Below are 15,962 nucleotides of genomic sequence, written 5' to 3' on the forward strand. Positions count from 1 at the left end.
TTGTTTTTTTGGTCGAATCACTATAGTTTCCCGTTGAACCATTTATTTTTTTAAAAATTATAAACTAGATGTTAGCGCTTAAATCAGCTCTGTTGGTAAGACCTGAGCTTAAATTCAACAAGTAAGCGATCATTATCTAACATTTAGAGCAATTTGTCTTCAGGATGTAGGAGTACGCATGGAGTTCAGTGTTAAAAGTGGCAGTCCAGAGAAACAACGTAGCGCATGTATCGTTGTTGGTGTGTTTGAACCACGTCGCCTTTCTCCAGTAGCCGAGCAACTTGATAAAATCAGTGACGGTTACATCAGTTCACTACTTCGCCGTGGTGATCTAGAGGGTAAACCTGGTCAGATGCTGCTACTGCATCAAGTACCAGGTGTTTTGTCAGAGCGCGTTCTACTCGTAGGTTGTGGTAAAGAACGTGAGCTAGGCGAGCGCCAGTACAAGGAAATCATTCAAAAGACGATCAGCACACTTAACGAAACAGGTTCTATGGAAGCAGTATGTTTCCTAACTGAACTACACGTTAAGGGTCGTGATACTTACTGGAAAGTTCGCCAGGCAGTAGAAGCGACTAAAGATGGTCTTTACACATTCGATCAGTTCAAGAGCGTTAAGCCAGAAACTCGTCGTCCACTGCGTAAGCTAGTATTCAACGTACCAACGCGTCGTGAATTAAACCTAGGCGAGAAAGCAATCACTCACGGTCTAGCTATCGCATCTGGTGTGAAAGCATCAAAAGATCTTGGCAACATGCCACCAAACATCGCAAACCCAGCATACCTTGCTTCTCAAGCACGTCGCCTTGCTGACGATTACGAAACTGTAACCACCAAGATCATTGGTGAGCAAGAGATGGAAAAACTGGGCATGACATCTTACCTAGCAGTAGGTCGTGGTTCGAAGAACGAATCAATGATGTCGATTATCGAATACAAAGGTAACCCAGAATCAGAAGCAAAACCTATCGTACTAGTCGGCAAAGGTCTGACGTTCGATTCAGGCGGTATCTCTCTAAAACCTGGTGAAGGTATGGATGAGATGAAGTACGACATGTGTGGTGCAGCATCTGTATTCGGTACAATGAAAGCGCTAGCGAAGCTAAACCTACCAATTAACGTTATTGGTGTTCTAGCAGGCTGTGAAAACATGCCAGGCAGCAACGCTTACCGTCCAGGTGATATCCTAACAACCATGTCAGGTCAAACCGTAGAAGTTCTGAACACGGATGCGGAAGGTCGTCTTGTTCTTTGTGACGCACTGACTTACGTAGAGCGTTTCGAACCAGACTGTGTAGTAGATGTTGCAACGCTAACTGGTGCTTGTGTTATCGCACTAGGTCACCATATTAGCGGCGTAATCTCTAACCACAACCCACTTTCTCATGAGCTAGTAAACGCTTCTGAGCAAGCGAGTGACCGTGCATGGCGTCTACCAATGGCAGACGAGTACCACGAGCAGTTGAAGAGCCCATTTGCTGATATGGCAAACATCGGTGGTCGTCCTGCTGGTACTATCACTGCGGGTTGCTTCCTGTCTAAGTTTGCTAAAAAGTACAACTGGGCACACGTCGATATCGCAGGAACTGCGTGGAAATCAGGCGCAGCGAAAGGCTCAACGGGCCGTCCTGTCTCAATGCTTGTCCAATTCCTTTTGAACCGCAGCGGCCAAGAGACAGAAGAGTAATTTCTGAACAACATCTAAAAGGGCCGCAAGGCCCTTTTTTATTACCTCGATTTTCTTGATTGAAAATCAGATTTAATATGGTTTCAGGAAGAGACCAACGGCAAGTGAGAGAATGATGCAAACTGCAACCTTCTACATCATTAACGAAGAGAGCCCGCAAGCAACGCAGGCTGGCTTTGAAGAATACATCGTGTTTTTGGCTCAGCACTTTGCTCGCCAAGGCGCAAAAGTATATCTGAACTGCCAAGACAAACCGCATGCAGAGCAGCTCGCTGAAGCCTTTTGGCAAATTGATGCAGACCAGTTCATGGCACATAATCTTGTAGGCGAAGGACCGAAATACGCCACCAATATTGAAATCGGCCATGAAGGTGTAAAACCTAACTGGAATCGTCAGTTGGTAATTAATTTGGCGGAAAATGAGACAACCTTTGCGAACAAGTTTGCTCAAGTGGTAGACTTCGTGCCTTGCGAAGAAAAAGCTAAACAGCTCGCAAGAGAAAGGTATAAAATTTACCGTCAGGCAGGTTATCAACTGCAAACGATCGAAATTCAATATCCTTAACGGTCAATCCTTATAGTTAAGCTCTCCACTCAGAGAGTTCACTTATAAAGATTGACTTAGATTCAACCATCAACGTATCCATTAAAAGAGCGCTATGGAAAAGACATACAACCCAACTTCAATCGAACAAGCTCTGTATCAGACTTGGGAAGAGAAAGGCTACTTTAAGCCACACGGTGACACTACTAAAGAATCATACAGCATCATGATCCCGCCACCGAACGTCACTGGTAGCCTACACATGGGCCACGCGTTCCAAGATACGATCATGGATACGCTTATCCGTTGTGAGCGCATGAAGGGTAAAAACACTCTTTGGCAAGTAGGTACGGACCACGCAGGTATCGCAACTCAGATGGTTGTTGAGCGTAAGATCGCTGCAGAAGAAGGCAAAACAAAACACGATTACGGTCGTGAAGCTTTCATCGACAAAATCTGGGAATGGAAAGGCGAATCTGGCGGCACTATCACTAAGCAGCTTCGTCGTCTTGGCGCATCTGTAGACTGGGATCGTGAGCGCTTTACGATGGACGATGGTCTATCTAACGCCGTTCAAGAAGTGTTCGTACGTCTATACGAAGACGATCTAATCTACCGCGGTAAGCGTCTAGTTAACTGGGATCCAAAGCTACACACAGCGATTTCAGATCTAGAAGTAGAGAACAAAGACACTAAAGGCAACATGTGGCACTTCCGCTACCCACTAGCAGATGGCGTTAAAACAGCAGATGGCAAAGACTACATCGTTGTTGCAACGACTCGTCCAGAGACCATGCTAGGCGATACTGGTGTTGCAGTTAACCCAGAAGATCCACGTTACAAAGATCTTATCGGTAAAGAAATCATCCTTCCTATCGTTGATCGTCGCATCCCAATCGTGGGCGATGAGCACGCAGATATGGAAAAAGGTACTGGCTGTGTGAAAATCACACCTGCGCACGACTTCAACGACTACGAAGTTGGTAAGCGCCACCAGCTACCAATGATCAACATTTTGACTTTCGACGCGAACATCCGTGACGCTTCTGAAGTATTCAACACCAACGGCGAAGCAAGCGACGCTTACAGCACTGAGCTACCAGCTAAGTACCACGGTATGGAGCGTTTTGCCGCTCGTAAAGCTATCGTTGCTGAATTCGACGAGCTAGGCCTACTTGAAGAAGTGAAAGATCACGATCTACAAGTTCCTTACGGCGACCGTGGTGGCGTGGTTATCGAACCAATGCTAACTGACCAATGGTACGTACGTACTGCACCTCTAGCGAAAACAGCGGTTGAAGCAGTAGAAAACGGCGACATCCAATTCGTTCCTAAGCAATACGAAAACATGTACTTCTCTTGGATGCGTGACGTTCAAGACTGGTGTATCTCTCGTCAGCTATGGTGGGGTCACCGCATCCCAGCTTGGTACGACAACCAAGGTAATGTTTACGTAGGTCGTGACGAAGAAGAAGTTCGTAAGAATAACAACCTAGAGTCAGTCATTGAACTTCACCAAGACGAAGACGTACTGGATACATGGTTCTCTTCTGCACTATGGACGTTCGGTACTCAAGGTTGGCCAGAGCAAACTGACGATCTGAAAGTATTCCACCCTTCAGACGTACTAGTAACTGGTTTCGACATCATCTTCTTCTGGGTTGCACGCATGATCATGATGACCATGCACTTCGTGAAAGACGAAAACGGCAAACCACAAGTACCATTTAAGACGGTTTACGTTACTGGTCTAATTCGTGACGAAAACGGCGACAAGATGTCTAAGTCGAAAGGTAACGTACTTGACCCAATCGACATGATCGATGGTATCGACCTAGAGTCTCTAGTAGAGAAGCGTTGTGGCAACATGATGCAGCCTCAGCTAGCGAAGAAGATCGAGAAGAACACTCGTAAAACGTTTGAAAACGGTATCGAAGCATACGGTACAGACGCACTACGTTTCACTCTTGCAGCAATGGCATCAACAGGTCGCGATATCAACTGGGATATGAAGCGTCTTGAGGGTTACCGTAACTTCTGTAACAAACTATGGAACGCAAGCCGTTACGTAATGATGAACGCAGAAGAGCAAGATTGTGGCTTCAACGGTGGTGAGATTGAATACTCACTAGCGGACAAGTGGATCGAGTCTCAGTTTGAACTTGCAGCGAAAGCGTTCAACAACCATATCGACAACTTCCGTCTAGATATGGCGTCTAACACGCTTTACGAATTCATCTGGAACCAATTCTGTGACTGGTACCTAGAGCTAACTAAACCAGTTCTATGGAAAGGTACTGAAGCACAACAGCGTGGCACTCGTCGTACACTAATCACGGTTCTTGAGAAGACTCTACGTCTAGCTCACCCAGTGATTCCTTACATCACTGAAACTATCTGGCAAAGCATCAAGCCACTAGTTGAAGGTGTAGAAGGCGAGACAATCATGCTGCAAGCGCTGCCTCAATTCGACGAAGCAAACTTCAACCAAGAAGCGCTAGACGATATTGAATGGGTGAAAGCGTTCATTACCAGCATCCGTAACCTACGTGCTGAATACGACATCAACCCTGGTAAGCCGCTTGACGTTATGCTGAAAGCTGCAAACGCAGAAGACGCAGCGCGTCTAGAAGCAAACAAACAAGTACTGATGTCTCTAGCGAAACTAGAATCTGTACGCGTACTTGCTGCTGACGAAGAAACGCCAGCGTGTGCGACAGCATTGGTTGCTAAGTCTGAGCTGATGATCCCAATGGCGGGTCTGATCGACAAAGACGCTGAGCTTGCTCGTCTAGATGGCGAAATCAAGAAAACTCACGGCGAAATCAAGCGTATCGAAGGCAAACTAGGTAACGAAGGCTTCGTAGCGAAAGCACCTGAAGCGGTTGTTGCTAAAGAGCGTGAGAAGCTTGAAGGCTACAAAGAGACACTAGCTAAGCTAGAAGAGCAGAAGACAACGATCGCTGCACTTTAATCGCTAAAAGCTAGAATAAAAGAATCAAAGGGTTGGTGTGAAAGCATCAACCCTTTTTGCATTTTATAGCTCGGAAAGCTTTCAAAGATATCCACTCTTCTCCCCTACTCTTCCTCCTATTTAATAGTTTTTACCTATCAAACTAATCTTAACTGCCCATTAGATTTAATGATAATTATTCTCAATAATAGACCTATCGAAACAACACAACGATTGAGTAATTATCATGAAAAAGACACTAACCTTTGCAGCACTCCATTTTACTATCGCGTTTAGTGTCGCTTACGTGCTTACTGGCGACATTCTAATTGGTAGTTTAATTGCCATGATTGAGCCTTCAGTGAACACCGTCGCTTTCTACTTTCATGAAAAGGCATGGGCAAAAGTCCCAGCGCTTAAAGCTCGTCAGTGGATGACCAAATTAAAAACCGCAAGCTTTGCCACCATCCACTTCAGTGTTGCCTTTAGCGTGGTTTACTTGCTAACAGGTGATGCGTTTGTCGGCGGTATCATGGCGATGCTAGAGCCAAGCTTGAACACAGTGGCTTACTACTTTCACGAGAAAGTATGGATGCGTAAATCAGATAGCCAAGCACCACAATTCTGCTTACACCAACACGCTTAAACATGGAGGCTCAATACGCCTCCTAACGAGCAAAATAACATTTACCATTGACAAAGTTGCGCACCGCAATTAATTTAATTGCGGTGCGCAACTTTATTTTTAGAGGTAAGTGATAATGAATGCTCGTCAACTCCGACACTACTCCCGTCAAGCCGTCCGATTGCTTGGTATGCTCGATAAACAATGCGGCGATGTCGCTCATACTCCAGTACAAGCGCACGCATTAGGTGAAATCCAACTGCAACCGTTAACTATCAATCAACTGGCACAGCAGCTTAATGTCGACAAGTCCAATGCGAGCCGAACCGTTACCGGTCTGATTAAATTAGGCTTGGTTGAGAGCATCGAAAACCCAAAAGACAAACGTAGCCAACTTGTCGCGCTTACAGAACAAGGGCAACAGGCGTTATCGCAACTAGACCAGCAGCAAAACAGCTTCTTTGAACAACTGCTTACCCAACTGGATGACAGCGAGCAAGAGCAACTCAAACTTGGTCTAGAGACTTACCTAAAAGGGCTAACGAAAGTGTGCCAGGCTGAGGAATACGTTCTTCGACCTCTTACCAAAGCAGATAACTCGCAAGTTGCGGACGTGATTCGTAAAGTCTCTGCAGAATACGGTTTAACCGCAGATAAAGGTTATGGTGTGGCCGATCCAACGCTTGATGACATGTACTCGGTTTACGACCAACAAGGCGCAGCCTACTGGGTAGTCGAGTACCAAGGCGACATTGTGGGTGGCGGCGGCTTTGCACCTTTAGCTGGTGAGCCAAATGTGTGTGAACTGCAAAAGATGTACTTCTTACCTCAAACACGAGGGCACGGTTTAGCCAAACGCATCGTCGCATTGAGCTTACAACTGGCGAAACAGTTTGGGTATCAGCAGTGCTATTTAGAAACGACAGAATGTCTAAGAGAAGCGGTAGGCTTGTATGAAAAACTAGGCTTTGAGCATCTCGATGCCCCGCTAGGACAAACAGGGCATGATGCATGTGAAGTCGTGATGCTTAAAACGTTATAGCGCTTTATCCCAAAACTTACAGTACAAGATGGGTAACACAGAGCTCTTGGCTAAGTGCCACTGTAAATGCTTGGCGTTGCCCATCCAACTCCACCACGAGTTCGTAGAGATCTTTTGGATCGGGATCATTAAGATCGGCATACTTTGGCGCTTCGATCTGGAATAAAGCACTCGCATGATCCGCTCGGACATCGATAGGAATATGGTAAGTCATGCCATTAAACTTAACCGATGCCGATACTAAGCCCGGCGCAAAAGTTTGATAGTACAAGTCTACCTTAAACTCACAACCACCACCGTGGTGCCAAATCTGCTCGGTTGCTACACGGTCTAAACGCACATTGCGAATAAACTGCAGATACGGCTCTTGCCATACCCCTAAGCGCTCATCACTCTGTTGGTATTCATGATCCGCAAGTGAGCACAACTCTGGTTTATCCTCATCCAGCAGAAGATCTTCTTCTTCCTCAAGGAACAGGATCTCAAAACGGTTACGTCCCATCTGCATGAACGGACGAATGTCTTTCTTGTACACGCTTTGTGAACCGTCACAGTCGAACAAGGCTACTCCGTTCAAACGCACTTCAGCATGGTAATCCACACCACCCAACACCATTTCTACCGCTGGAAATGCCATCATGGATTCATCCACTTCAATGTCGTGCATCAGGTGCCACTCTTGCTGACGAATCGCTTCTTCGGTCAGTTCTGCAGGCAACACCTGACTCAAAGGAGCAGGGAAAGTAATGTCATCCTGTGGGATAGAAAGGTCCGTCAGTGGAGAGACTTGCCATAAACCGGCGAGTGAGAGTTGCATATACACCTTGAGCTAGATCAATTTTCACGCATTATATACACAAGTAACTTAGGGTTACAGGCTATAAGCAGACAAACTCAATGAGAATTATTTATCGTTATCTTCGGTTATCATTTTCAAGGCACAAAAAAGCCAGCGATAAACGCTGGCTTCTTAGATTGAATAAGAGGATTACTCTTCGTCTTCATCATCTTCTTCAGGGTAAAGCGCATCTTCGCCTTCGTAGTAAGTACCCCAACCGTCGTAAATGATGTCGTATTTTTCTGCCAGATGAACCAGTTTCTCAACCTGAGCATCAATTGCTTCTGCGTTTAGTGCAGATTCCATTGTTGCATCACAGCAAAGCAGTTTGTTGCCGTCTTCATCTTCTGTTTCTTCAGCTTCAAGAACTTCAAAGCCCATCTTGAACGCTTCAACAACCGCTTTTTCTAGCGTATCGAAGTCTTCAGCAAATAGGTGGTGCTCGATTTCGTATAGTGAATCTGGATCGCTGCCGTCTTCTAGCAATGCTGCAATGATATCGCGAGTCTCTTCCTTTTGAATCTCAATTAATTCTTCTACTGATAGATATTCATCTTCGTGAGACATGTTTTGGCTCCAGATTAGTTACTTGATGGAAACACTATACTCTAAACTGAGTACGTTAATGCGGTGAAATATGGCACGGATTGCGATGAAAAGCCACAAACAAACACCAAACTGCGGTGATTCTTGATGATAATTTTTGCTCGCAAATCTAAACCCCGCTCACAGAAACAAAAAATTAACAAAAACGGCTAATCTTTAATATTCAGAAGATCCTAATCGAACCTAAGACGAGTAATTTTAGACATGTTTGCGTGTTTATGATCTTGGAGTGAATACAGCAACGGCTCGGTAATTCTGACCTAACGAATAAAAGAAAGCCAAAAACTGCATATTTCAGAATGGTTATGCACGTTTTATGCACTTTTGATGTATGACTTCTTTCTCAAACGAAAAAGAATAAAAACGCACTTTTTAAAACTCATGAACAAACAACAAAATATAGAATTAAAATACACCAAGGAAGCATTTACAAAATATAACGCCAAAAAATTATATTTTTGCAATATATAAGCAAAGTTCTAAGACTTGCATCTTTGCACCAAGCTTGTCATAACTAACGGCTGGAATATTTGTAAGGATGCAAAATGAGTAAGCTGTACGTTGGATCAGAAGTTGGTCAACTAAGACGAGTTCTATTAAACCGCCCAGAGCGCGCCCTCACCCACCTAACGCCATCGAACTGCCATGAGCTACTGTTTGATGACGTATTAGCGGTAGAAGCGGCAGGTGAAGAACACGACGCGTTTGCGCGCACACTGCGTGAACAAGATGTCGAAGTACTACTGCTTCATGATCTGCTGGTTGAAACCCTTGCGGTTCCAGAAGCAAAACAATGGTTGTTGAATACTCAGATCTCTGACTTCCGTTACGGTCCGACTTTCGCTCGTGATTTACGTCAGTACTTCGCAGAGATGGACGATGAGCACTTAGCAAGCATTCTCCTTGGCGGCTTGGCTTACTCGGAACTGCCAATCAAATCTTCATCAATGTTGCCGAAGATGAAGCGCCCACTGGACTTCGTGATCGAACCTCTGCCTAACCACCTCTTTACCCGTGACACGTCATGTTGGGTATACGGCGGCGTTTCTCTTAACCCAATGATGATGCCTGCGCGTCAACGCGAGACCAACCATCTGCGTGCGATTTATCGCTGGCACCCAACCTTCGCTGGTCAAGACTTCATTAACTACTTTGGTGATGAAGACCAGCACTACGACAATGCCAACGTTGAAGGTGGTGATGTACTGGTTATCGGTAAAGGTGCGGTTCTGATTGGTATGTCTGAGCGCACAACCCCACAAGGTGTAGAAAACTTAGCGGCAAGCCTGTTTAAATCTGGTCAGGCGAAAGAAGTGATTGCTATCGACCTACCAAAACACCGCTCGTGTATGCACCTTGATACGGTCATGACGCACATGGATGTGGACACTTTCTCGGTATACCCAGAGATCATGCGTAAAGATTTAGACACTTGGCGCCTAACACCTAAAGGCAACGGTGAAATGCATGTCGAAGCATCACACAACTATCTGCATGCCATTGAATCGGCACTTGACTTAGACCAATTGAAGATCATCACAACCGGTGGTGACAGCTACGAAGCTGAGCGAGAGCAATGGAACGATGCCAACAACGTACTGACGGTGAAACCTGGTGTTGTGATTGGCTACGAGCGTAACGTCTACACTAACGAGAAGTACGACAAAGCTGGCATTGAAGTCCTGACTATCCCGGGTAACGAGCTTGGTCGCGGTCGTGGTGGTGCACGCTGTATGAGCTGCCCAATCGAACGTGATGATATTTGAGAAACCTCTCCCACCAAATAAAACCAATTGAGACTAAGGTTGATGTGAATGCATCAACCTTTTTTTGTTTTTAATTAAAATAATTATTCACAATAAAAGCATTTATATGTTTTAATGCTTTTATTCTTTATCAACCAAACGACCTAAGGGACGAGCTATGGCTTTCAATCTACGTAATCGCAACTTTTTGAAACTATTGGACTTCTCAACCAAAGAGATCCAGTTTTTGCTCGAACTGTCTGCAGAGCTGAAAAAAGCTAAATATGCAGGAACAGAGCAGAAGAAACTTCAAGGTAAAAACATCGCACTAATCTTTGAGAAATCTTCTACTCGTACCCGATGTGCGTTTGAAGTCGCGGCCTTTGACCAAGGCGCTCAAGTCTCTTACATCGGTCCTTCTGGCTCACAGATCGGTCATAAAGAATCGATGAAAGACACCGCTCGTGTTCTTGGTCGTATGTACGATGGCATCGAATACCGTGGCTTTGGTCAATCCATTGTTGAAGAGCTTGGTACTTATGCTGGTGTACCTGTCTGGAACGGTTTAACGGATGAGTTCCACCCTACTCAAATCCTTGCAGACTTCCTGACCATGCAAGAGCACGGACGTGGGAAACAACTGCATGAGATGACGTTTGCTTACCTTGGTGATGCTCGCAATAACATGGGTAATTCACTCATGGTTGGCGCAGCAAAAATGGGCATGGACATCCGCCTTGTAGCGCCAAAAGCGTTCTGGCCAGAAGAAACATTAGTGGCAACTTGCCAAGAAATTGCTCAACAAACCGGCGCGAAAATCACGCTGACTGAGAACGTTGAAGAAGGCGTTAAAGGTTGTGACTTCTTATATACCGACGTTTGGGTGTCGATGGGTGAGTCGGCAGAAGCGTGGGATGAGCGTGTTGCTCTGATGACACCTTACCAAATCAATATGGATGTGATTAAGCAAACGGGTAACCCTCACGTGAAGTTCATGCACTGTCTGCCAGCCTTCCACAACGATGAAACGACTGTGGGTAAAGAGGTAGCAGAGAAATACGGAATGAAAGGGCTTGAAGTCACCGAAGAGGTATTTGAGTCTGAATACTCTATCGTCTTCGACGAAGCCGAAAACCGCATGCACACGATTAAAGCCGTGATGGTGGCAACCTTAGGCAGCTAAACCAAAGCATTAAAAATGGTAACAAAAACCATGATGTAATCGCTTGCGCTCACGAAAGTTAAGCGTATAATGCTCGGCAATTTGTCTGAGGATTACGAAATGACCACGCCGATTGCTGACGTAAAAACGCGATTTGCTCTAGCTAAGCGACTACGCTTACGTGCTGTTATTTTCGTTAATTCTATTGAATTTTAAAACCTCCCCAATTGGGGAGGTTTTTTTATGTCCAAAATTCCATCAGGGTAATTTTGGGGATAGTCACCACTGTTATAGGGAAGAAGATCATGGCGAACTCGCTTTACCAGAAGCACATCATCTCTATTCCAGAGCTTTCACGTGAAGAACTGGAACTGATTGTAGAAACTGCAGGTCAGCTAAAAAAGGAACCTCGTCCAGAACTGATTAAAAACAAGGTTGTAGCGAGCTGTTTCTTTGAGCCATCCACACGTACTCGTCTGTCATTCGAAACAGCGATTCAACGTATCGGTGGCGATGTTATTGGTTTTGATAACGGTGGTAACACCTCTCTGGCGAAAAAAGGCGAGACGCTGTCTGACTCAGTTCAAGTTATCTCTTCTTACGTCGATGCATTCGTGATGCGTCACCCTCAAGAAGGCGCAGCGCGCTTGGCGTCTGAGTTCTCTAACGGCGTACCAGTTATCAACGCTGGTGATGGCGCAAACCAACACCCAACGCAAACGCTACTCGACCTATACACCATCGCGGAAACACAAGGTCGTCTAGACAACCTGAACGTTGCGTTCGTTGGTGACCTAAAATACGGCCGCACCGTACACTCATTGACGCAAGCATTGGCGAAGTTCAATAACATCCGTTTCTTCTTCGTTGCACCAGAAGCACTTGCGATGCCAGATTACCTATGCGAAGAACTAGATGAAGCAGGTATCCAGTACAGCCTGCACACAGATATGGAAAGCGTGATTCCTGAGCTGGATATTCTGTACATGACTCGCGTACAGAAAGAGCGTTTCGATGAATCTGAATACGCGCACATCAAGTCAGCTTACATCCTAACAGCGGCACTACTAGAAGGTGCGCGTGAGAACTTGAAAGTACTACACCCACTACCACGTGTGGATGAAATCACCACAGACGTCGACGTCACACCACACGCTTACTACTTCCAACAAGCAGAAAACGGTGTTTACGCACGCCAAGCGTTGTTGGCACTGGTTCTTAACGAAACACTGTAATCGAGGGAGAAAAAGACATGGCTAAAGAAACTCAATTGCAGGTTGAAGCAATCAAAAACGGCACAGTAATCGACCACATTCCAGCACAAATTGGTATTAAGGTGCTGAAGCTTTTCGATATGCACAACTCTTCTCAACGCGTAACTATCGGTCTGAACCTACCTTCATCAGCACTCGGTCATAAAGACTTGCTGAAGATTGAGAACGTGTTCATCAACGAAGAGCAGGCAAACAAGCTGGCACTTTACGCACCACACGCGACAGTAAACCAAATCGAAAACTACGAAGTTGTGAAGAAGCTAGCGCTGGAGCTACCAGAGCAAGTTAAAAACGTGTTTGAATGCCCAAACACTAACTGCATTACCCACAACGAGCCGGTTGCAAGCAGCTTCCAAGTGTTCGAGAAGAAGGAAGAAATCCGTCTGAAGTGTAAATACTGTGAGAAAGTATTCGCACGTGAGATCGTGACTGAGCGTTAATTTCTCGCTTCGATTCTTGCTAACGATAAATTGACTGATACCCCGCTAATGCGGGGTATTTTGCTCTTTACGTGCTTCATGTTTAAAGGCAAACTGATTCTTCTTAAGAACGCTCAAGATACTTGAGCAAACTCTTTATTCCCCCTAAACAGATGGAACAATTCAAATGACGAAAGTACTTCACACTGAGTCTGCACCAGCAGCAATCGGTCCTTACGTTCAAGGCGTAGATCTAGGCAACATGGTTCTAACTTCTGGCCAAATCCCAGTAAACCCAGCGACAGGTGAAGTGTCTGCAGACATCGCAGAGCAAGCTCGTCAATCTCTAGAGAACGTAAAAGCTGTTGTTGAAGCATCAGGCCTTAAAGTGACTGACATCGTTAAAATGACAGTATTCGTGAAAGACCTAAACGACTTCGGTACAGTGAACGAAGTTTACGGTAAGTTCTTCGATGAGCACGAAGTAGCAAACTACCCTGCGCGTTCTTGTGTAGAAGTAGCTCGTCTACCTAAAGATGTAGGTATCGAGATTGAAGCAATTGCAGTTCGCAAATAATTGCACTTACTGACAAGCATAAAAAAACGGGTAGCTCAGGCTACCCGTTTTTTATTGTCTTTGGCGATAAAGTCACAGTAAAACTTAAGCGGCGTTGCGCTGTTTCACTTCTTCATCCAACTCTGCCAACTTCTCTTTCATTTGCTCGCGACAAACATTCGCTAACTCACGTACGCCTTCTTTGCCGTAACCTTCAGAGCTAACTGGTGGTAGCATCTCAATGATCACATGACCGTTATTCCAACGGTTCAATTTGATGTGATCGGTAGAGCTACACACGATTGGAATGATTGGCACTTCTGCACCGATAGCCGCATGGAATGCACCGGTTTTAAATGGCAGTAAACCACGGCCGCGTGAACGTGTACCTTCTGGGAACATCCATACTGAAACATCACTGTTTTTGATGCTGTCCACGACTTGGTCGATAGTGCCTTTTGCTTTAGAGCGGTTTGCACGGTCAATCAAGATGTTACCTGTTAACCAGTAAAGCTGACCAAACAACGGCATCCACGCTAGGCTCTTTTTACCTACCGTTACAACTTTTGGTGTTACTGCAGAAGAGACAGTGAAAAGGTCCCAGTTGTTTTGGTGGTTAGCAATGTAAACATGCTGACCGCGAGAGTACGCATCTTCCGGAAGACGCAGCTCAAGCTTGATACCAAAGACGCGCGACATCTTGCCGAATAGACGACCAAAGGTGAACACGTGCTTAGGGTTTCGAGGGCTTAGTAGGCAGTAACCGCAACCGCCAATAAACATCACAATTGCGAAAATTGCGACAGCAAATACACGTAACAGTGCAATCATTGTTGTTCTCCAGGAACCGGCTTTGCGCCAGCTACAGCTATTATTGTCTCTTTGAACATAGTCATGAACTATGACAGAAAGCGCGATATAAAAAAGCCGAAACCTGAGTTTCGGCTCTCTTCATATCTAGGTCAACTGCGATGCAGTTTAACCTGCCTCACTCACACGCTCAATATTTGCGCCAAGTGCAGACAGTTTATTTTCGATTTTGTCGTAACCGCGGTCGATGTGGTAGATGCGATCAACGATGGTTTCACCTTTTGCGATACAACCTGCGATCACCAAACTTGCCGAAGCTCTTAGGTCCGTTGCCATCACTTGTGCGCCACTTAGAGAATCTACGTCGCCACAGATAACCGTATTACCTTCAATATCTGCTTTCGCGCCCATACGCATCAATTCAGGTACGTGCATGAAACGGTTTTCAAAGATAGTTTCAGTGATGACGCCGCCGCCTTTCGCCATCATGTTCAATAGCGTGAATTGCGCCTGCATGTCAGTAGGGAAACCTGGGTGCGGAGCCGTGCGAATGCTTACTGCTTTCAGTTCACGGTCAGTCATATCAACAGAAATCCAGTCTTCACCAGTTTCTACTAAGGCGCCCGCTTCTTCTAGCTTAGCCAGTACAGCTTCTAGCAGATGTGCATTAGTGTTGCGACATACAACTTTGCCGCCAGAAACCGCTGCTGCAACTAGGAAGGTACCGGTTTCGATACGGTCAGCCACAACGCTGTGCTTACCACCACCTAGACGCTCAACACCTTCGATAGTGATGGTATCTGTACCCGCACCAGAGATTTTTGCGCCAAGTGTGTTTAGGAAATCAGCTGTATCAACGATTTCAGGCTCACGCGCTGCGTTGTCTAGCGTTGTTGTGCCTTCAGCAAGCGCTGCTGCACACATGATAGTGATCGTTGCACCAACACTCACTTTGTCCATCACGATGTGCGCGCCTTTAAGGCGACCATCGACTTCTGCTTTCACGTAACCATCTTCTAGTGTGATAGTTGCGCCAAGCTGTTCTAGACCAGTAATGTGTAGATCAACAGGACGAGCACCGATAGCACAACCGCCAGGTAGAGACACCTGACCTTGGCCAAATCGAGCTACAAGAGGACCAAGCGCCCAAATAGATGCACGCATGGTTTTTACTAAATCGTAAGGAGCACAGTATTCGTTGATACTGCTTGGATCGACATGAACGGAACCATTACGGCTTACTTTTGCGCCAAGACGCTTAAGCAGTTCCATGGTTGTGTCGATATCACGAAGGTGTGGCACGTTCGCCACTTCTACAGGCTCTTCCGCCAAGATAGACGCAAATAAAATCGGCAGTGCTGCGTTTTTTGCACCTGAAATGGTCACTTCACCAACCAGTGGTTTATCTGACCCAATAACTCGAAACTTTTCCATCAATAAACCTTAAAGCGACATTAGCTTCTTATCACGAGCCCACTCTTCTGGAGTGAACGCTTTGATCGATAGCGCGTGAATGTCGTTACGCTGGATGTAATCCATCAGAGGACCGTAAATTAACTGCTGCTTCTTAACGCGGCTCATTCCATCGAAACAAGCATCAACAGCAACCACCTCATAGTGGCTACCTTCACCTTTTACATGCACTTCTTGAAGGTTTAGTGCTTCTTCTAGTAACTGTTGTACTTTTGCGCTATCCACAAT

The 15,962-nt window shown here is 45.6% G+C and carries 16 protein-coding genes; 11 read left to right on the forward strand and 5 right to left on the reverse strand.

Annotated elements, in window-relative coordinates:
• Positions 1–178 precede the first annotated feature (178 nt).
• From pepA to VCHENC03_RS27130, 5 genes are all read left to right on the forward strand, one after another.
• Positions 179–1,687, forward strand: coding sequence for a leucyl aminopeptidase (pepA, locus tag VCHENC03_RS03235; protein WP_005432840.1), 1,509 nt, complete (start codon positions 179–181; stop codon positions 1,685–1,687).
• 115 nt (positions 1,688–1,802) lie between these two features.
• Positions 1,803–2,252 carry a DNA polymerase III subunit chi gene (locus VCHENC03_RS03230; protein ID WP_009707626.1) on the forward strand — a complete coding sequence of 150 codons (450 nt, stop codon included), beginning with the start codon at positions 1,803–1,805 and terminating at the stop codon, positions 2,250–2,252.
• Positions 2,253–2,346: 94 nt separating this feature from the next.
• Positions 2,347–5,205: a valine--tRNA ligase gene (locus VCHENC03_RS03225; RefSeq protein ID WP_009707627.1), complete on the forward strand. Its 2,859-nt coding sequence runs from the start codon at positions 2,347–2,349 to the stop codon at positions 5,203–5,205.
• Between the two features lie 226 nt (positions 5,206–5,431).
• On the forward strand, positions 5,432–5,830 hold the full coding sequence (locus VCHENC03_RS03220) for a DUF2061 domain-containing protein (protein WP_005441986.1): 399 nt from the start codon (positions 5,432–5,434) through the stop codon (positions 5,828–5,830).
• Between the two features lie 115 nt (positions 5,831–5,945).
• A complete protein-coding gene (locus VCHENC03_RS27130) occupies positions 5,946–6,851 on the forward strand; it encodes a bifunctional helix-turn-helix transcriptional regulator/GNAT family N-acetyltransferase (RefSeq protein ID WP_009707628.1) in 906 nt (301 codons plus the stop codon).
• Between the two features lie 16 nt (positions 6,852–6,867).
• Here VCHENC03_RS27130 and VCHENC03_RS03215 read toward each other — a convergent pair whose 3' ends face one another.
• Both VCHENC03_RS03215 and rraB read right to left on the reverse strand, forming a co-directional pair.
• The gene (locus tag VCHENC03_RS03215; RefSeq protein WP_009707629.1) at positions 6,868–7,668 is read right to left on the reverse strand and encodes a glycosyl hydrolase 2 galactose-binding domain-containing protein; all 801 of its coding nucleotides are present in this window, start codon (positions 7,666–7,668) and stop codon (positions 6,868–6,870) included.
• A gap of 171 nt (positions 7,669–7,839) precedes the next feature.
• The gene (rraB, locus tag VCHENC03_RS03210) at positions 7,840–8,256 is read right to left on the reverse strand and encodes a ribonuclease E inhibitor RraB (protein WP_005432867.1); all 417 of its coding nucleotides are present in this window, start codon (positions 8,254–8,256) and stop codon (positions 7,840–7,842) included.
• A 584-nt stretch (positions 8,257–8,840) separates the two neighbouring features.
• On the opposite strand from rraB, the gene arcA reads away from it, so the two are divergent.
• The 6 genes from arcA (at position 8,841) to VCHENC03_RS03185 (ending at position 13,472) form a co-directional block, all read left to right on the forward strand.
• Entirely contained in the window at positions 8,841–10,061 is a 1,221-nt protein-coding gene (arcA, locus tag VCHENC03_RS03205) for an arginine deiminase (protein WP_009707630.1), read from the forward strand.
• Between the two features lie 157 nt (positions 10,062–10,218).
• Positions 10,219–11,223, forward strand: coding sequence for an ornithine carbamoyltransferase (locus VCHENC03_RS03200; RefSeq protein ID WP_009707631.1), 1,005 nt, complete (start codon positions 10,219–10,221; stop codon positions 11,221–11,223).
• Between the two features lie 69 nt (positions 11,224–11,292).
• Positions 11,293–11,418: a hypothetical protein gene (locus VCHENC03_RS28185; protein ID WP_005432831.1), complete on the forward strand. Its 126-nt coding sequence runs from the start codon at positions 11,293–11,295 to the stop codon at positions 11,416–11,418.
• A gap of 89 nt (positions 11,419–11,507) precedes the next feature.
• Complete coding sequence (gene pyrB, locus VCHENC03_RS03195; RefSeq protein WP_005441998.1) at positions 11,508–12,437, forward strand: aspartate carbamoyltransferase; 930 nt, start codon at positions 11,508–11,510, stop codon at positions 12,435–12,437.
• Positions 12,438–12,454: 17 nt separating this feature from the next.
• Positions 12,455–12,916, forward strand: coding sequence for an aspartate carbamoyltransferase regulatory subunit (gene pyrI / locus VCHENC03_RS03190; protein ID WP_009707632.1), 462 nt, complete (start codon positions 12,455–12,457; stop codon positions 12,914–12,916).
• Between the two features lie 166 nt (positions 12,917–13,082).
• Entirely contained in the window at positions 13,083–13,472 is a 390-nt protein-coding gene (locus tag VCHENC03_RS03185) for a RidA family protein (RefSeq protein ID WP_005432832.1), read from the forward strand.
• 84 nt (positions 13,473–13,556) lie between these two features.
• Here the strand turns inward: VCHENC03_RS03185 and VCHENC03_RS03180 are convergent, their stop codons facing one another.
• The 3 genes from VCHENC03_RS03180 to ibaG form a co-directional block, all read right to left on the reverse strand.
• Positions 13,557–14,282, reverse strand: coding sequence for a 1-acylglycerol-3-phosphate O-acyltransferase (locus VCHENC03_RS03180; RefSeq protein ID WP_009707633.1), 726 nt, complete (start codon positions 14,280–14,282; stop codon positions 13,557–13,559).
• A gap of 147 nt (positions 14,283–14,429) precedes the next feature.
• Positions 14,430–15,695, reverse strand: a complete 1,266-nt coding sequence (gene murA, locus VCHENC03_RS03175; protein ID WP_005436390.1) for a UDP-N-acetylglucosamine 1-carboxyvinyltransferase — start codon at positions 15,693–15,695, stop codon at positions 14,430–14,432.
• Positions 15,696–15,704: 9 nt separating this feature from the next.
• Positions 15,705–15,959, reverse strand: coding sequence for a BolA family iron metabolism protein IbaG (gene ibaG, locus VCHENC03_RS03170; RefSeq protein WP_005432865.1), 255 nt, complete (start codon positions 15,957–15,959; stop codon positions 15,705–15,707).
• Between the last annotated feature and the right edge of the window lie 3 nt (positions 15,960–15,962).

Source organism: Vibrio sp. HENC-03 (assembly GCF_000305755.2).
In the GTDB taxonomy this organism is placed as follows: Bacteria; Pseudomonadota; Gammaproteobacteria; order Enterobacterales; family Vibrionaceae; genus Vibrio; species Vibrio owensii.